Origin of the sequence: Mitsuaria sp. WAJ17 (assembly GCF_014174515.1) — a bacterium.
Classification (GTDB): Bacteria; Pseudomonadota; Gammaproteobacteria; order Burkholderiales; family Burkholderiaceae_C; genus Roseateles_B.
Map to the genome: position 1 here is coordinate 1 of NZ_JACJUG010000006.1, position 17022 is coordinate 17022.

Annotated in this window: 12 protein-coding genes, 1 tRNA gene and 1 pseudogene; 5 read left to right on the forward strand and 9 right to left on the reverse strand. The window is 66.8% G+C overall.

What is annotated here, in order from left to right; translation table 11 throughout:
* Positions 1–969 (forward strand): DUF3426 domain-containing protein (locus H5407_RS06225; RefSeq protein WP_183103582.1); only part of this gene is annotated, 969 nt, incomplete at its 5' end.
* Between the two features lie 215 nt (positions 970–1184).
* On the opposite strand, the gene H5407_RS24195 is transcribed toward H5407_RS06225, so the two are convergent.
* The 8 genes from H5407_RS24195 to H5407_RS06265 all read right to left on the reverse strand — a co-directional run bounded on the left by H5407_RS24195 (position 1185) and on the right by H5407_RS06265 (position 12143).
* Positions 1185–1859, reverse strand: a complete 675-nt coding sequence (locus tag H5407_RS24195) for a histone (protein WP_255501103.1) — start codon at positions 1857–1859, stop codon at positions 1185–1187.
* Between the two features lie 233 nt (positions 1860–2092).
* Positions 2093–3253, reverse strand: coding sequence for a ribonucleotide-diphosphate reductase subunit beta (locus H5407_RS06235; protein ID WP_183103584.1), 1161 nt, complete (start codon positions 3251–3253; stop codon positions 2093–2095).
* Between the two features lie 263 nt (positions 3254–3516).
* The gene (locus tag H5407_RS06240) at positions 3517–6444 is read right to left on the reverse strand and encodes a ribonucleoside-diphosphate reductase subunit alpha (RefSeq protein ID WP_183103585.1); all 2928 of its coding nucleotides are present in this window, start codon (positions 6442–6444) and stop codon (positions 3517–3519) included.
* Positions 6445–7141: 697 nt separating this feature from the next.
* Positions 7142–7729, reverse strand: coding sequence for a 1,6-anhydro-N-acetylmuramyl-L-alanine amidase AmpD (gene ampD, locus H5407_RS06245; RefSeq protein WP_404935596.1), 588 nt, complete (start codon positions 7727–7729; stop codon positions 7142–7144).
* Entirely contained in the window at positions 7707–9239 is a 1533-nt protein-coding gene (locus tag H5407_RS06250; RefSeq protein ID WP_183103587.1) for a sigma-54 dependent transcriptional regulator, read from the reverse strand. Before H5407_RS06250 ends, ampD begins: the two co-directional genes overlap by 23 nt.
* Positions 9236–11050 (reverse strand): PAS domain-containing sensor histidine kinase, encoded by a 1815-nt coding sequence (locus H5407_RS06255; RefSeq protein ID WP_183103588.1) that lies wholly within the window; start codon positions 11048–11050, stop codon positions 9236–9238. The genes H5407_RS06250 and H5407_RS06255 overlap by 4 nt, the downstream gene beginning before the upstream one ends.
* A complete protein-coding gene (locus tag H5407_RS06260; RefSeq protein WP_183103589.1) occupies positions 11043–11312 on the reverse strand; it encodes a PP0621 family protein in 270 nt (89 codons plus the stop codon). Before H5407_RS06260 ends, H5407_RS06255 begins: the two co-directional genes overlap by 8 nt.
* A complete protein-coding gene (locus H5407_RS06265; RefSeq protein ID WP_183103590.1) occupies positions 11313–12143 on the reverse strand; it encodes a cytochrome c biogenesis protein CcsA in 831 nt (276 codons plus the stop codon).
* A gap of 47 nt (positions 12144–12190) precedes the next feature.
* Between H5407_RS06265 and ffh the strand changes: the two genes are divergently transcribed.
* On the forward strand, positions 12191–13570 hold the full coding sequence (ffh, locus tag H5407_RS06270) for a signal recognition particle protein (RefSeq protein WP_183103591.1): 1380 nt from the start codon (positions 12191–12193) through the stop codon (positions 13568–13570).
* 87 nt (positions 13571–13657) lie between these two features.
* Here ffh and ftsY read toward each other — a convergent pair whose 3' ends face one another.
* Positions 13658–14893 carry a signal recognition particle-docking protein FtsY gene (gene ftsY / locus H5407_RS06275; protein ID WP_183103592.1) on the reverse strand — a complete coding sequence of 412 codons (1236 nt, stop codon included), beginning with the start codon at positions 14891–14893 and terminating at the stop codon, positions 13658–13660.
* 170 nt (positions 14894–15063) lie between these two features.
* Between ftsY and H5407_RS06280 the strand changes: the two genes are divergently transcribed.
* The 3 genes and pseudogenes from H5407_RS06280 (at position 15064) to H5407_RS06285 (ending at position 17019) form a co-directional block, all read left to right on the forward strand.
* A tRNA-Met gene (locus tag H5407_RS06280) sits at positions 15064–15140 on the forward strand.
* Positions 15141–15261: 121 nt separating this feature from the next.
* Positions 15262–15390, forward strand: a pseudogene (locus H5407_RS24835) (DUF6538 domain-containing protein); the annotation flags it as partial.
* A gap of 21 nt (positions 15391–15411) precedes the next feature.
* Entirely contained in the window at positions 15412–17019 is a 1608-nt protein-coding gene (locus H5407_RS06285; RefSeq protein WP_183103593.1) for a site-specific integrase, read from the forward strand.
* Positions 17020–17022 lie beyond the last annotated feature (3 nt).

Here is a 17022-nt window from a genome sequence, read left to right on the forward strand (position 1 = left end):
CCCAGCCGGCCCCTGGCCCGCGATCCCGCGCCGATGGCACCGCCGCCTGCCGTGCCGTCCGCCATGGCGAGGGCCACGAACACCGGCACGGCCCCGCACGGGGATGCCGGCCAGCTGCCCCAGGCACCCGCCTGGTCCGCCCCCAGCGAGCGACCAGGCGACCGCCGCGAGCCCTTCTGGGAGGAGCCCTCCACGCCGGCAATGCCCGTCGATACCCGGGAGGATCTGCCCGAGCCCAAGGGGATGAAGTTCGAGCCCTCCGAGGCGGCCTCGGGGCCCATCTTCGCCCGCTCTCCCGCATCACTCGAACCCCAGTCTTCAGCTGCTGCGGACTTGGGCCCTGACGTCGTGCTCTCGCCGCGTCTGCAGTCGGCCCAGGCTCAGGCGCAGGCATTGCAGGAGCCCTCCCCTGCGCCCGCCAGCACCACGGCGGCCATGCCTGCCACGCCGTCCCGCAAGCCGGGCTTTTTGCGCCGCGCAGAAGGCGAGGCGCGCTGGCAGCGTCCCGGGGTGCGCCTGGCCCTGGGGCTGGGCAGCCTGCTGCTGCTGCTGACGGCGGCCGCGCAGCTGACCTGGCATTACCGCGATGCCCTCTCCACGCAGTCACCCCTGGCTCGTCAATGGCTGGGTGGCGTCTGCGAGAAGCTGGGCTGCGAGCTGCAGCCCTGGCGCCGGCTCGATGCCTTCAGTGTCGAGAGCACGGGCCTGTCGGAAGCCGCCAGCGGCAACCACTACAAGTTCAGCCTCAGCCTGCGCAACAAGAGCCCCTGGGAGCTGGCCACGCCCTGGGTCGAACTGAGCCTCAACGACGGCAATGGCAAAGTGCTGATGAAAAAGGCCCTGAAGCCCGAGGACTTCGCCAATGGCCGCGCCAGCACGAGTGCCAACAGCGAGCAGGCCCTGCAGCTGGTGTTCAGCACCGGCCGGCAGCGAGTCAACGGCTACACGGTCGAGATCTTCTATCCCTGAGCGCGCTCGCGAGGTGCTCGCCGACCTGTCCTGCATGCCGTCGATTGACCCAGGCGCGCCTCCGCGCTGCTGCGGCCCGGCCCTGGCTTCAGCGCGGGCCCCATCACTCACGGCTGCACCCCAGCTCCCCGCGAGACAGGCATGAAAAAACCCGGCCGAGGCCGGGTTTTCTGCTTTGATGGGGAGCACCCGAAGGTGCTCGCCCGGACTCAAGCTCAGGGCTTGTTGCCAGTCGGGAAGGGCCACGCGGCTTGCGGGCTCAGGGCCGTCTTGGCGGCCGGTGCTGCAGCAGGCTTGGCAGCGGCAGGAGCAGCTGCGGCCTTCTTGGCGGCAGGCTTCGCAGCCGGCTTCGCAGCGGGCTTCGCAGCCGGCTTCGCAGCCTTGGCAGCCGGCTTCGCAGCCTTGGCAGCCGGCTTCGCAGCCTTGGCGGCAGGCTTCGCAGCCTTGGCAGCGGGCTTTGCTGCCTTGGCAGCGGGCTTCGCAGCGGCCTTGGGAGCAGCCTTGATCGGCGGCTTCTTGGTCGCGGAGGCCTTCTTTGCCGGAGCAGCAGCCTTCTTGGCCGGAGCGGCCTTCTTCGCCGGAGCAGCAGCCTTCTTGGCCGGAGCGGCCTTCTTCGCCGGAGCAGCAGCCTTCTTGGCCGGAGCGGCCTTCTTTGCCGGAGCGGCAGCCTTCTTGGCCGGAGCGGCCTTCTTTGCCGGAGCGGCAGCCTTCTTGGCCGGAGCGGCCTTCTTTGCCGGAGCAGCAGCCTTCTTGGCCGGAGCGGCCTTCTTTGCCGGAGCAGCAGCCTTCTTGGCCGGAGCGGCCTTCTTTGCCGGAGCAGCAGCCTTCTTGGCCGGCGCTGCCTTCTTGGCGGTAGCGGCCTTCTTGGCCGTGGTCTTTGCAGTTGCCATGGTTTTCTCCTTGATCAAGTGAACAAAGCACTGCCTGCGGCGGACCGGTCCACCTCAGCGCAGCTATCCACCGCCCGAGAGTCGCTTTGGAGCAGCGCCACGGTACGGTGAATGGGGTCGCGATGCACCGCCGCGCTTTTCCGCGTCTGACGGTTCATTGGCATCGCTTGTCTTGATCTCATTGACGAGCACTCAAATCGGGAAGGACACAGGCCGCTGACCAGGCAGCCCGCTCAATCCCAGGACAGGGCGCCACCGGATTGGTATTCGATGACGCGGGTTTCGAAGAAGTTGCGTTCCTTCTTCAGGTCGATCATTTCGCTCATCCAGGGGAAGGGGTTCTCTTCATTGGGGAAGAGCTCCTCCAGCCCGATCTGGGTGGCACGACGGTTGGCGATGTAGCGCAGATAGCCCTTGAACATCGCGGCATTGAGGCCCAGCACGCCACGCGGCATGGTGTCCTCGGCATAGCGGTACTCGAGCTCCACGGCCTTCAGGAACAGGGCCTTGATCTCGGCCTTGAACTCGGGCGTCCAGAGCTGCGGGTTCTCGAGCTTGATCTGGTTGATCAGGTCGATACCGAAATTGCAGTGCATGGACTCGTCGCGCAGGATGTACTGGTACTGCTCGGCGGCACCGGTCATCTTGTTCTGGCGACCCATGGCCAGGATCTGGGTGAAGCCCACGTAGAAGAACAGCCCTTCCATCAGGCAGGCGAAGACGATCAGTGACTTCAGCAGCGTCTGATCGGCAGCCAGCGTGCCCGTGTGGAAGTTCGGGTCCATGATCGCGTCAATGAAGGGGATCAGGAACTCGTCCTTGTCACGGATGGAGGCCACCTCGTGATAGGCATTGAAGATCTCGCTCTCGTCGAGGCCCAGGGACTCGACGATGTACTGGTAGGCATGCGTGTGGATCGCTTCCTCGAAGGCCTGGCGCAGCAGGAACTGGCGGCACTCGGGGGCCGTGATGTGGCGGTAGGTGCCCAGGACGATGTTGTTGGCGGCCAGGGAATCAGCCGTCACGAAGAAGCCCAGGTTGCGCTTGATGATGCGGCGCTCGTCCTCGCTCAGGCCGTTGGGATCCTTCCAGAGGGCGATGTCGCGGGACATGTTCACTTCCTGCGGCATCCAGTGGTTGGCGCAGGTGGCGAGGTACTTGTCCCAGGCCCACTTGTACTTGAAGGGCACCAGTTGGTTGACGTCGGTCTGGCCGTTGATGATGCGCTTGTCGGCGATGTTGACGCGGCGCTCGCTGGCTGCGGCGGGGGCGGAAGCAGAAGCCGGCGGCGTCGCTGCCGCCACGGCCTTTTGCAGGCCGCTGGAGTGGGTGGCGCTCAGGCCATGATTCGAGGCGCTAGGCGCGGGCTTACGGTCTTCTTCCCAAACCAACATGGTGGACTTCCTATCTTGCGGATTATCGGAGTGTTGTGTCTAAAACACCAAGGACTTCTTGACAGCGACACAAATGCGCTGTTGCTGGACCGCATCGCTAACGCCGCAAATGTGCGTGACTATTTCAGCCCGCGGCGGCGCGCGATGGCGCCGAAGTCCTGTGCTGAAGCATTCACGGATGCCCGCCGAACGCGGGCAGCGATGAACGCTCGCTTCTGAATGCGACCGCGACGGACGTCGCCGGCGCGGTCTTGCTGCAAGCCTTACTGGCAGGCCTCGCAGTCGGGGTTGTCGATGGAGCAGAACTTGATGTCGGTGGCCGGGGTGCTGTCCACCTCGACCGCCGGCGCGGTCTGCACGGCGGGGGCCGCGGCCACCGGGGCGGCATTCATGCCCGACATGCCCCCCGGCACCGCATTGAGCTGGCCTGCCTTGCTGACCGTGCTCTTCTCAGCGTGCGTGGCGCCGATCGTGCGCAGGTAGTAGGTGGTCTTGAGGCCACGCTGCCAGGCCAGCTTGTAGGTCTCGTCCAGCTTCTTGCCGGAGGCACCGGCCATGTAGATGTTCAGGCTCTGCGCCTGGTCGATCCACTTCTGGCGGCGCGAGGCAGCCTCGACCAGCCACTGCGGCTCCACCTCGAAGGCGGTGGCGTACAGGGCCTTGAGCTCTTCGGGCACGCGGTCGATGCGGCGCAGCGAACCGTCGAAGTGCTTCAGGTCCATGACCATCACGTCGTCCCACAGGCCCAGTTGCTTGAGGTCGCGCACCAGGGACTCGTTGATCACCGTGAACTCGCCGGACAGGTTGGACTTCACCGAGAGGTTGCCGAAGCAGGGCTCGATCGAGGCGTCCACGCCGATGATGTTGGAGATGGTCGCGGTCGGGGCGATGGCCACGCAGTTGCTGTTGCGCATGCCGTAGGTGGCGATGCGCTGGCGCAGGCTGTCCCAGTCCATGGACGAGGAACGGTCGACCTCGACATAGCCGCCGCGCTCCTGCAGCAGCAGGTCCAGGGAGTCGATCGGCAGGATGCCGCGGTCCCACAGCGAGCCGCGGTAGCTGCTGTAGCGGCCGCGCTCCTCGGCCAGTTCGGTCGAGGCCCAGTAGGCGTAGTAGCAGATGGCTTCCATCGAGCGGTCGGCGAACTCCACGGCTTCGGCGGAGGCATAGGGCGTGCGCAGCGCATACAGCGCGTCCTGGAAGCCCATCAGGCCCAGGCCCACGGGGCGGTGGCGCAGGTTGGAGTCGCGCGCCTTCTTGACGGCGTAGTAGTTGATGTCGATGACGTTGTCCAGCATGCGCATGGCCGTGCGGACGGTCATCTTCAGCTTGTCGTGGTCGATGACCTTCTTGCCATCCGGGCCGTCCTTCAGATGCTGGACCAGGTTGACCGAGCCCAGATTGCACACGGCGATCTCGCTGTCATTGGTGTTCAGCGTGATCTCGGTGCAGAGGTTGGACGAGTGCACCACGCCCACGTGCTGCTGCGGCGAGCGCACATTGCAGGCGTCCTTGAAGGTGATCCAGGGGTGGCCGGTCTCGAACAGCATCGAGAGCATCTTGCGCCACAGGTCCTTGGCGGGCATGCGCTTGAAGAGCTTGATCTCGCCGCGGTCCGCCTTGGCCTCGTACTCGACGTAGGCCTTCTCGAAGGCCTGGCCGAAGAGGTCGTGCAGGTCCGGGCAGGTGGAGGGGCTGAACAGGGTCCAGTCACCGCCTTCCACGACACGGCGCATGAACAGATCGGGGATCCAGTTCGCGGTGTTCATGTCGTGGGTGCGGCGGCGGTCATCGCCGGTGTTCTTGCGCAGCTCCAGGAACTCCTCGATGTCCAGGTGCCAGGACTCCAGGTAGGCGCAGACAGCGCCCTTGCGCTTGCCGCCCTGGTTGACGGCCACTGCCGTGTCGTTGACCACCTTGAGGAAGGGCACGACGCCTTGCGACTTGCCGTTGGTGCCCTTGATGTGCGAGCCCAGGGCGCGCACGGGGGTCCAGTCATTGCCCAGGCCGCCGGCGAACTTGGACAGCAGCGCGTTTTCCTTCAGGGCCTCGTAGATGCCGTCGAGGTCGTCAGCGACGGTCGTCAGGTAGCAGCTGGAGAGCTGCGAGCGGCGGGTACCCGAGTTGAACAGCGTGGGCGTGGAGCTCATGAAGTCGAAGCTCGACAGCACTTCATAGAACTCGATGGCGCGCGTCTCGCGGTCGATCTCGTTCAGCGCCAGGCCCATGGCCACGCGCATGAAGAAGGCCTGGGGCATCTCGATGCGCTTGCCCTCGGTGTGCAGGAAGTAGCGGTCGAACAGGGTCTGCAGGCCCAGGTAGTCGAACTGGAAGTCGCGCTCGGCCTTCAAGGCGGCGCCCAACTTGGCGAGGTCGTACTGACCCAGCTTCTCGTCCAGCAGCTCGGCCTGGATGCCCTTCTTGATGAACTGCGGGAAGTAGTCGGCGTAGCGCGTCTGCATCTCGGCCTGCGTCACTTCCTCGCCCAGGATCTCCTTGCGGATGGTGTGCATCAGCAGGCGGGCGGTGGCGCGGGTGTAGCCGGGGTCCTTCTCGATCAGGGTGCGCGAGGCCAGAATGGCGGCCTTGTAGACCTCATCGATCGGCACGCCGTCGTACAGATTGCGCTTGGTCTCGGCCAGGATGGGCTCGGGCTTGACGTCAGCGCCCAGGTCTTCGCAACTGGAACGGATCAGGGCGGTGAGCTGGCCCAGATCCAGGGGCACGCGGAGGCCGCCGTCGGTGACCATCAGGGTCGTTTCGGGCGCGGCTGCCTGGGCCACCTCGCCCTGGCGCAGGCGCTCCTGGGAGCGGCGCTCGCGGTACAGCACATAGGCACGGGCCACTTCATGATGGCCGCCACGCATCAGGCCCAGCTCGACCTGGTCCTGCACATCTTCAATATGGAAGGTGCCACCGCTGGGGCGCGAGCGCAGCAGGGCGCGCACCACGGCCTCGGTCAAGGCGTCCACCGTCTCGCGCACGCTGGCCGAAGCTGCGCCGCTGGTGCCATGCACGGCCAGGAAGGCCTTCATCAGCGCGATGGCAATCTTGCTGGGCTCGAAGGACACCACAGCACCATTGCGGCGGATGATCTGGTAAGCCTGGAAGGCCGACTGACGAGGCGTGTCAGCGGTGGCAGCGTGGGCCACGGCGCCTTCGGCGAGCGTGCTGGCGACAACGGTTTGCATGAAGAGTCCTTGTCTGGAAATCGTTACTGCAGAGAACAAAAAGCCCGGGCCCGCCTCAGCGTTCCCAAGATTCTTTTTTTGGTTTGGATGGCTCACGCCCAGATGCCGACAGCTGCGTCACGACGGGCCGGCTCATGCAGCCGGTATGCCCGCCCTGCCGCCGCTGGCGACTGGGCTCCACTGCGCTTTCCGTTCCGGCCGATGCCATGCGGAGCGAACTCCGGCGGCATCCTGCGAACCCTGGTGTGAAGTCCCCGAGGCCGGCTTCCCAGGAAGCGGCGACGAAGGTTGGCAGGGCTTGAACGCGAGGCATCTCAGTGGTTTGCCAAGTCAGCAGGATAGCATGAAAGAACACTATATCTAGGGCACCCACCCTCTTCAAGCACTACCGATAGCGTCCTACCCCCATTGACCAGGCCGGCGCAAATGACTAAGCGGGCCCTCCGGAAAAGGGCACCCACAGGCCCCGAAAAAGCCTGGATCGGCGCACAGGCCCCATGAACAGGGACCTCGCGGACGCAGACCCAGCAATGGCGCGGGCTCGCAGGGCGATTCGGGCCCCGGGCCCGCATGGGATCGCGATGCCGGAGGCGGCTGAAACAGGGGCTGGGGTCAGGCCTTGCCGGATCGACGGGGGCAGGCTTTCCGTCAATCGGGGCGCAGGCCGAACGGCTATCCCTTGTGCAAGGGACAGTGGCTAAACAAACGGAAACAGCTCGGCCGCCCAGCCCAGGTCCTGGCGCAGGCGCAGCCAGTCAAAACCCGACCCCGGATCCGCCTTTCGCCCCGGCGCGATGTGCTCGTGGCCCACGACGGCCACCAGCGGGTAGCGCTCGCGCAGCTGCGGCAGCAAGTGGCCCAGGGCCAGGTATTGCCGCTCATCGAAGACCCCGCCTTCCACGCCTTCCAGCTCGATGCCGATGGAAAAGTCGTTGCAGCGCTCGCGCCCCCGGAAGCTGGATGCCCCCGCATGCCAGGCCCGCTCATCGGTGCTGACGAACTGCAGCAGCTCGCCATCGCGCCGGATCAGGAAATGCGCCGAGACCTCCAGGCCGCGCAGGGCCTCGAAGCTAGGATGGGCGGCGCAGTCCAGGCAGTTGGTGAACAGCGCCTCGATCTCCGGGCCCCCGAACACGCCGGGCGGCAGGCTGATGGAATGCAGCACCAGCAGACTGGGCCGCTCGGCCCCGGGGCGCGGCCCGAAGTTGGGCGAGGGCACCGCACGGGCCCAGCTCAGCCAGCCCGCGTCCCAGCCCGGCCGCTCAGGCGCCGTCACCGCCCTCACCCACGCTGATCTGCAGACGGGCCATGCGATAGCGCATCTGCCGCAGCGAGAGGCCGAGGCTGGCGCCAGCGGCCGTGCGGTTGTTACGGTGCTGCTCCAGCGCCCGCACGAGGATGTCGCGCTCCACCGCATCGAGGTAGGCCGCCAGGTCGGAGGGCAGCGGCGCCTCGTGCAGCCCCGGCAGTTGCCGGGTGATGGCGCTGGGGTCGAGGTCAATCTCCACATCCACGGCCGGCTCGCCGGACTCGAGGTCCTGGTCGGGCAAGTCCAGCTCGTCGGCATGGATCCATTCGCCGCCGGACAGAGCCACCGCGCGGTGGAGGATGTTCTCCAGCTCTCGCACATTGCCGGGGAAGCTGTAGCGGCGCAGCTGCTGCATGGCGTCGGCGTCCAGCTGCGGAGCCGGGCTGACGCCAGCATCCTGTGCGATGCGGCGCAGCACGCGCGAGGCGATGGCCCCCAGGTCTTCGATGCGCTCGCGCAGCGGCGGCACGCGGATCTGGATCACATTGAGGCGGTAGAACAGATCCTGGCGGAAACGCCCGGCGCCCACCTCGCTGGCCAGGTCCTTGTGCGTGGCGCTGAGGATGCGCACATTGACCGGCAGCTCGCTCACCGCGCCCACCGGCCGGACCGAGCGCTCCTGGATGGCCCGCAGCAGCTTGGACTGCATGGCCAGGGGCAGGTCGCCGATCTCGTCCAGGAACAGGGTGCCGCCATGCGCGGCTTGGAAGAAGCCCTCGCGGTCCTCATTGGCCCCTGTGAAGGCGCCCTTGCGATAGCCGAAGAACTCGGCCTCCAGCAACTGCTCGGGGATGGCGCCACAGTTGACGGCGATGAACTTCTCGCCCGCCCGCGAGCCCGCCTCATGGATGGAGCGGGCGACCAGCTCCTTGCCGGTGCCCGACTCGCCCTGCAGCAGGACCGGGGCCATGCTGCGCGCGACCTTCTCGATCAGGTCGCGCACCTGCTGCATGGCCACGGAATCGCCGGCCAGGCGCTCAGCCACCCGCCGCGGGGTCACGGCTTCCGCGCGCGGCTTGGCGGGCGCAGGCGGCAGCGTGGCCTGGGGCGATTCGGCGCCACCACGCTCGGAGGGCAGGCGCGAAGGCACGACCGAAGGCGGCTGCTGCGGCACGCGCCCCAGCGCAGAGGCCACGACCATGCGGAACTGGCGCAGGTCGACGGGCTTGGTGAGGTAGTCAAAGGCGCCCGCCTTCAGCGCCTCAACCGCGTTCTCCGAGGAGCCGAAGGCGGTGATCACGATGGCCTTTTCGCGCCGACCCTGGGCCTCCAGCCAGGCCAGCACGTCCAGGCCGCTGCCGTCAGGCAGGCGCATGTCGGTGATGACGGCGCTGTAGCGGCGCAGCTGCAGGCGTTGCAGGGCCTCCTCCACCGAGCCGGCGGTCTCCAGCTCATAGCCCTCGCGAACCAGGGTCAGTTCGTAAAGGGTGCGCAGGTCCGGCTCGTCGTCGATGACCAGGAGGCTGTAGGGTGTGGAAGCGCTCATGAAGTTGGGGAGAAAAGGTCTGCGGGGACCGTGCCCTCGGCGAGGCTGGGCCGCCGCAGCTGGACTCGGAATTCATTGCCGCCCCGCTCACCGCTGCGATGGCTGCGGTAGTCGATGCGGGCGCCGTAACGTTCGCACAGTTCGCGGCAGATGTAGAGCCCCAGTCCGGAACCGCGGCTGCGGGTCGAGAAGAAGGGCTCGAAGAGATGGCGCTCGATGTCTGCAGGAATAGGCTCGCCCAGGCTGAAGACACTCAGCAGCACCGGCCGCGCCTCATGGCCAGGATGGGCGTCGAGGCGCACGCGCACGGTATCCGCCCCCGAGGGCGCGTGGCGCAGCGCGTTGTCCAGCAGGTTGACCAGCACGCGGCGCAGGTGCTCGGGCTCGAAGAGCACCATCACCGGTTGGCTGGGCAGGTCCAGCTTCATGGGGCTCATGCCGCCCATGGGCAGCTGGTTGGTACTGATCCAGTCCTCGCAGCAGGTCCGCACCAGGCTGGCCGCATCGAAAGCCACCGGCTCGGGCGCGACGCCGGGGGCGACCTCCATCACGTCATCCACAATGCGCTTGAGGCGCTGCACATTGGACGCCACCATGCGCGTCAGCTGCTGCGAGCGCGGGTCGGGCATGTCCTCGGACAGCAGGGCGTTGGCCTGGTCAATAGCGGCCAGCGGGTTGCGGATCTCATGGGCGATGCCCGCCGATACCCGCCCCATCGCGGCCAGCTTCTCCTGGCGGTTGCGCGCCATGACCTTGCGGTTGTCCTCAAGCAGCAGCACGCAGAGGTCCTCTTCCGCGCTGGACTCGCGCCGCCGCGTGAAGCGCATGCGCACACGCAGGCTGCGCGGGCCGCCGCCCTCGAAGGTGAGGGTCACGTCTTGCCCGCCTTCCGGCCAGCCGCCGCGAGAGAAGGCCTCCTCCACGGCCGCCACAAGTCCGGACCAGGCCGCCACACTGCGTAGCTGGAAGGGCGCGGCCGGTGCATGCTGGCCATGCGCCAGCAGGGCTTGCGCGGCGGGATTGGCGGCGCGCACGCGGCCGCGGCGATCCACGACCAGCACGCCCTCCTGCATCTCGTCGATCACCAGCCGGTTCAGCTCGGCCTGCTGGCGCGCGAACTCGAGGCTGCCGCGGGCGGCGCGCTCCTCGCGGGCCAGGCGACCTGCCAGCTCCGAGGCCAGCACACCGATCACGAAGAAGCCGCAGCTCACCAGGCCCAGTTGGCTGATTCGGAGGCCGCTCTCCTGCCCCGCCCAGACCCGCCAGCCCGCATGCCCCAGCAGCAGCAGCGAGGCCGCCGCCGCCGTGGCCAGGGCCATGCGCCGCGGCGACAGCACGCCCGCCATCAGCACCGGCAGGATGAACAGCGCGCTGAAGCCAACGCCAGCGCTGGCGTCCAGCACGTTGAGCAGGCCGAAGCTGATCAGGTCCAGGCCCACACTGCTCCACCAGAGCAGGTGCACTGGGCTGGCCAGTTGCCGCGGCACGGGCTGCCCCCGAAAGCCCACCCACCACCAGGTGAACACCGCCACCAGGGCGTAGGCCACACAGAGGCCCAGCAGGCGCAGCGGCATCACCGAACCCAGCACCTGCCCCAGCAGCAGGGCGGCCACCAGAGCCAGGCCCAGTGCGGCACGCGCGGCCAGGAAGGCGCGCAGCATGCGCTGGAAGGTCGTGCTGCCTGCAACGGCCCGTCGATCGAAGAAATGCGGATCGGCGCCCGAACTCTCGGGCTCGCCCCCGTCCCAGCCGCTATCCTGGTGAGGGCCGAACCAGGAGATGGTGTCCGGCGCCAGGGAGCGATCAGCCATGGCTCTGGCGGGCCTCGTGGCGCTGACGGTGCTCGGCACTGCAGAAGTGTCCGCCCCGTCCGGGGAAGGCCTCGGACTCCGGAAGGTGGGTGCCGCATTCGGCGCAGGACACCATCATCGCTGCGCCGGCCCCCGCGGCCTGACCGCGCGGCCTGGCATCCTCCCCCGGGCTCGGCGCGCTGCCAGTGCCCGCCCGCCCCTTGCGGACGCCGCTGAGAAAGACCAGGCCCATCACCACCAGCAGGAGCAGCAGGTACTTCATTCAGACTCCCATGGGACGCTGCAGCACCACTTCCAGCACGAAGCGGGTGCCGGCATACGAGAGCAGCAACAGCGCGGCGCCCAGGTAGAGCCAGCGCGTCGCGCGGCGGCCGCGCCAGCCGAAGATGCGCCGGCCGGTCAGCAGACCCACCAGGACCAGCCAGCCCAGCACGGACAGCAGTGTCTTGTGGTCCCAGCGCCACTGCGGCGTGAAGAGCCAGCCCAGCACGATGGCCAGGGAGAGCACGACCACGCCGGCACCGACGAACTGGAAGGTCAGCCGTTCCAGGCGCAACAAGGGCAGACCCAGGGTCAGGCCTTGCCCCTTGTGCTGGCCCATCTGGCGCATCTGGCGCTCGGCACGGTTCAGCAGGGCCGCATGCAGCACCGCCACGCCGAAGAGGCCGTAGGACGCCAGGCCCAGCACCCAGTGCAGCGGTGCCCAGGGCGAGGCCGCCGCGGGACGGCTTTCACCCGGGAAGGCCCATGCCAGGGCCACAGCGCCCGCCGCCAGCAGTGAGAGGACCCGCCGCAGCTGGGGCAGTGGCAGCAGGCGGCTCTCGACCAGATAGACGGCCAGGATCAGCCAGGCCGTCATCGAGAGCGCCGGCGCAAAGCCGAAGCGCGCGCCGGGCTGGTCCAGGCCGAGGCCGGCGATGTCGATCAGCAGCGCGGCGAGATGGGCGGAGAAGGCCAGAGGCACCAGCGGATGCAGCCTGTTCGCGTGGAACTGCGCGCGAAGTGCCACCACGGCATAGCTCAGCAGGGCGACAGCAGAAGCGGCCGCCAGGGCCCCGCTCGCGGTCGCAGCAGACACGGACGATAAAATCATCGCCACAGTGTAATTTGCGCGCTCACCTCCGCGGTGAGGCCGTCTTTATGGCATCCACCCTCACCGACCGCCTGAGCCAGCTCGTGAAAACGATGCGGGGCCAGGCCCGCATCACCGAAAGCAATGTGCAGGACATGCTGCGCGAAGTGCGCATGGCCCTGCTGGAGGCCGACGTGGCCCTGCCGGTGGTGCGCGACTTCATCGCGCGGGTCAAGGACAAGGCGCTGGGCCAGGAGGTCGTGGGCTCGCTGAATCCGGGCCAGGTGCTGGTCTCGGTGGTGCACAAGGAACTCGCCGCCACCATGGGCGAGGGCTTGGCCGACATCAACCTCGCCGCCCAGCCGCCCGCCGTCATCCTGATGGCCGGCCTGCAGGGCGCGGGCAAGACCACCACCACCGGCAAGCTGACCAAGCACCTGATCGAGAAGCGCAAGAAGAAGGTGCTGACCGTTTCGGCTGACGTCTACCGTCCCGCCGCCATCGAGCAGCTCAAGACCGTCACGGCCCAAGCCGGCGGCGAGTGGTTCCCCTCCAGCCCCGACCAGAAGCCGCGCGACATCGCCCTGGCAGCCCTGGACTACGCGAAGAAGCACTACTTCGACGTGCTACTGGTCGACACGGCCGGGCGCCTGGCCATCGACGAAGCGCTGATGGCCGAGATCCGCGAGCTGCACGCCACGCTGAACCCGATCGAGACGCTCTTCGTCGTTGACGCCATGCAAGGCCAGGATGCCGTCAACACGGCGCGCGCCTTCAAGGAGGCCCTGCCCCTGTCCGGCGTGATCCTGACCAAGCTGGACGGCGACTCGCGCGGCGGCGCCGCGCTTTCCGTGCGCCAGGTCACCGGCGCGCCGATCAAGTTTGCAGGCGTCTCCGAGAAGATCGACGGCCTGGAGGTCTTCGACGCCGAGCGCCATGCCGGCCGCGTGCTGGGCATGGGCGACATCGTGGCTCTGGTGGAGGAAGTCACCAAGGGCGTGGACATGGCCGCTGCCCAGAAGCTGGCCGAGAAACTCAAGTCCGGCGACGGCTTCGACCTCAACGACTTCCTCGCCCAGATCTCCCAGATGAAGAAGATGGGCGGCCTCTCCAGTCTGATGGACAAGCTGCCCACGCAGATTGCCAGCAAGGCCGGCCAGGGCGACATGGACCGCGCCGAGCGCGACATGCGACGCATGGAGGGCATCCTCAATGCCATGAGCGCCAAGGAGCGCGCCCACCCCCGCCTGCTTTTGGACGACAAGAGCAAGGCCAGCCGCAAGCGCCGCATCGCCGCCGGCGCCGGCGTGCAGATCCAGGAGGTCAACCGCGTCCTGAACCAGTACGACCAGATGCAGGGCATGATGAAAAAGATGAAGGGCGGCGGCCTCTTCAAGATGATGAAGCGCATGGGCGGCATGAAGGGCATGAAGGGCATGGGGCTCTGAACCCTGCGGCCTTCACCATCGCCAAATGCAAAAGGGCCGCAGTTGCGGCCCTTTGTTTTTGCGGCGTCCGGCTCGCGGACACACCGCTCACTCCAGCAGCGCCTGCGCGAACTCCTGCGCACTGAAGGTCTGCAGGTCTTCCAGCTTCTCGCCCACGCCGATGAAGTAGACGGGGATGGGGCGCTCTCGCGCGATGGCCGCCAGCACGCCGCCCTTGGCCGTGCCGTCCAGCTTGGTCACCACGAGGCCGGTCAGACCCAGGGCGTCGTCGAAGGCCTTGACCTGGTTCAGCGCGTTCTGGCCGGTGTTGCCGTCCACGACCAGCAGCACCTCGTGCGGCGCCCCCTCCTGTGCCTTGCCGATCACGCGGCGGATCTTCTTGAGCTCCTCCATCAGGTGCAGCTGCGTGGGCAGGCGGCCGGCGGTGTCGGCAATCACCACATCGCAGCCCCGCGCACGGCCCGCCACCACGGCATCGAAGGTGACGGCCGAGGGGTCGCCCCCTTCCTGGCTGACGATCTCCACCTGCGTGCGGTCTGCCCACACCGCCAACTGCTCGCGGGCCGCGGCGCGGAAGGTGTCGGCCGCGGCCAGAAGCACGCGCTGCTGGGCCTCGGCGAGATGGCGGGTGAGCTTGCCGATGCTGGTGGTCTTGCCGGCGCCGTTGACACCCACGACCATCATCACGGTGGGCGTGTGTTCACCCACCTGCAGGCTTTTCTCCAGCGGCTTCAGCAACTCGGCCAGGGCCGCGACCAGCAGGCCGCGCACGGCCTGGGGATCGGTGGCCTTGGACTCCTTGACGCGACGCTTGAGGTCGTCCAGCAGGAACTCCGTGGCCTTGACACCGGTGTCCGCCATCAGCAGCGCGGCCTCGAGCTCCTCGTAGAGATCGTCATCGATGCGCGTGCCGGTGAAGACCTGGGCGATGCTGCTGCCGGTCTTGCGCAGGCCCTGGCGGAGCTTGTCCAGCCAGCTCTTGCGCGGGGCCGGCTCGGCTGCAGTTGTGGGTGCAGTTGCGGGTGCATGTGCGACGGCAGTTGCGGCGACCGGCACCGCGACTTGTGCCTCCACCTTCTGCGGCACAGGCGCAGTGGCGGCGAGAGGCGCGGGGGCCGGCACCTGCGAGGGCAGCACCGAGGACCCGGCAGCCACGGGCGCTGCTGCGGGAGCAGACTCAGGCACCGAAACAGGTGCCCCCACAGGTGCAGCTGCAGGTGCCACCACTTCGGCGGCAACAACCGCCGGTGCGGCCTCCGCAGCCGGTGCTGGCGCCGGGCTGGCTGCGCCGCCACCGAACTTCTTCTTGAAAAAACTGAACATGGCAGATGGGTTGGTCGGGCCGCAACAATGCCCGGCGACGGCTCGCGAGAAGTGTCCGGATCCGCAGACTGATCCGCGACCAGCCCGGGCCTGCTGAAGGCCGAGGAAACTTTTTTTGAGCAACGCTTGCATTGTCGCCCAAAAGCTGTCTAGAATAGCGGTCTTCGCAAGGCGCTTTAGCTCAGCCGGTTAGAGCGACGGAATCATAATCCGCAGGTCCGGGGTTCGAATCCCTGAAGCGCCACCAAATCCTAGAAAAGGCCACGAGTCAACGACTTAGTGGCCTTTTTTCTTTGGCCGGGTGTCCACTTGAGGTATCCACCTTGGCCACTCGTCGTCCCGCACGGCTCCAGCTGAACCGCCACGGCGTGTTCAGCTTCCGTTGGATCGTGCCCACTCGACTTCGAGACGAGCAAGGGAAGCCTCGGGAGATCCGTGTGTCGCTTCGCACCCGCGACGCACGTCATGCTCGCATCCTGGCCATGTCTGTGAACTTGGCCCTGGAAAGGATCTGCGAGATGAGTTCGAACATCGACCCACGCGACCTGCTGCAGCAGATGACGCTGCAAGCCGGCGACCTGAAGATCGACATCAAGGACCTGAACGATCTCACCCTGTTCAATGAGCTGCTCAAAGCGCAGCCGCAGCTCAAGGACATGCTGGAGAAGGCTGCTGGCAGCCTCAGCGATCCCCAGGCCATCGTTCGCACGCTGTCCCAATCCGTGGTCAAAGCAGCAGGCCAACCTGCCTTCGGCTCGATCAAGCCGCAGAGGTTGACCGCCGCCGTCGACGAGTACATCGAGTCCCGCGACGGTGTCGGGCGCAACAGCGAGTCCACCGGGGCCGAAAAGAAGCGGTCGCTGGACAGCCTGCTGATGTTTCTCAAGCGCAGCCTTGAGGTCGACATCAGCAAGACGCACGTTCACGAGCTGACCCGGGCCACGCTGCTCAAGTTCGTCAACTTCTACGCCAAGTATGGCGCCGTCACATCCGACGCCGTCTGGGACAAGACTGTTGATGGCAAAGACACCGGCAAAGGCAAAGACGGCCGTCCCGCCAAGTCCAACAGCGGCGTTGCCGCCCGCACTTTGCTCAAGGCCATCGGTCACCTTGAGGACTTCTGCACCTACTGCGTCACCAGCGAGGTGATGGCATCCAATCCGATTGACGAAGACTTCCGCAAAGCCCTGAAAGGGATCAAGGACGAAGCGGCCACGGCCCGCAAGCACAACGGCTACCGACCGTTCAGCCCGGATCAACTCAAGCTCATCTTCGATCCCGAAAAGTGCCTGGCAGCCAACTCGGCTGCAGACTACTTCTGGTGCGCACTGATAGCCCTGTTCACCGCCGCCCGGCTCGGTGAGATCGTCACCCTCAGCCTGGCAGACATTTACGTTGACCCCGCCTCAGGCGTGTTGGTCTTCCGAATCAGAGAGGATGAGGAGTCAGGCCGGCGCGTCAAGAACAGGAACTCCGAACGCATCGTCCCGGTGTCGCGCCGGCTGATCGAGATTGGCTTCCGGGAGTACGTGGAACATGTGCACACCTTGGGTGCCTTGGCTTTGTTCCCTCATCTCAAGCAAGGCGCCACCCGCGCCAGTGACCCCAGCAAGAACCAAAGCCGCCAGTTCGGTCGGTATCTGACCGACTTGGGAATCACGGACGAAGACCTGGTCTTCCACAGCTTTCGCCACACTGCAATCACGACGATGCTCGGGCGCGGGGTGCCGCCGATGGATTCAGAACTGATCGCCGGACATGCGGCGCAGGATCTGGCCATGAGGGCTGAGAGCATCTCGGGCGCCAGGCGCGCTTGGAGCGCCACCCAAGCGTCCACCTACGCCCACGCAACGCTGTTTACCGAGGAGGGTGAACCACTCCTCAAGCGCCTGCAGCGTCACATCGACAACGCGCTCGACTTCAACCTCGACTACCCCGGTCTGCGCTGCGCAGCCGAGATAGTCCGGAAAAACACGACCAAGCAAACCCGCGACGGCGCGGCGGTGTTCAAGTCAGGCTGGCATACGAACGCCAAGGACTACGCGCAGCAGATGCTCGACGAGCTCCGCAGGTCGCGCGCTGTGGCCGCGGCAACAACACCGGGTGACTCAGACACCGCTGCCTAGAAG

Excerpts from the sequence above, each read along its gene's own strand:
- H5407_RS24195 (WP_255501103.1), bottom strand. The coding sequence starts at position 1,859 with ATGGCAACTGCAAAGACCACGGCCAAGAAGGCCGCTACCGCCAAGAAG.
- H5407_RS06235 (WP_183103584.1), bottom strand. The coding sequence starts at position 3,253 with ATGTTGGTTTGGGAAGAAGACCGTAAGCCCGCGCCTAGCGCCTCGAAT.
- H5407_RS06240 (WP_183103585.1), bottom strand. The coding sequence starts at position 6,444 with ATGCAAACCGTTGTCGCCAGCACGCTCGCCGAAGGCGCCGTGGCCCAC.
- H5407_RS06250 (WP_183103587.1), bottom strand. The coding sequence starts at position 9,239 with ATGAGCGCTTCCACACCCTACAGCCTCCTGGTCATCGACGACGAGCCG.
- H5407_RS06255 (WP_183103588.1), bottom strand. The coding sequence starts at position 11,050 with ATGGCTGATCGCTCCCTGGCGCCGGACACCATCTCCTGGTTCGGCCCT.
- H5407_RS06260 (WP_183103589.1), bottom strand. The coding sequence starts at position 11,312 with ATGAAGTACCTGCTGCTCCTGCTGGTGGTGATGGGCCTGGTCTTTCTC.
- H5407_RS06265 (WP_183103590.1), bottom strand. The coding sequence starts at position 12,143 with ATGATTTTATCGTCCGTGTCTGCTGCGACCGCGAGCGGGGCCCTGGCG.
- ffh (WP_183103591.1), top strand. The coding sequence starts at position 12,191 with ATGGCATCCACCCTCACCGACCGCCTGAGCCAGCTCGTGAAAACGATG.
- ftsY (WP_183103592.1), bottom strand. The coding sequence starts at position 14,893 with ATGTTCAGTTTTTTCAAGAAGAAGTTCGGTGGCGGCGCAGCCAGCCCG.
- H5407_RS06285 (WP_183103593.1), top strand. The coding sequence starts at position 15,412 with ATGAGTTCGAACATCGACCCACGCGACCTGCTGCAGCAGATGACGCTG.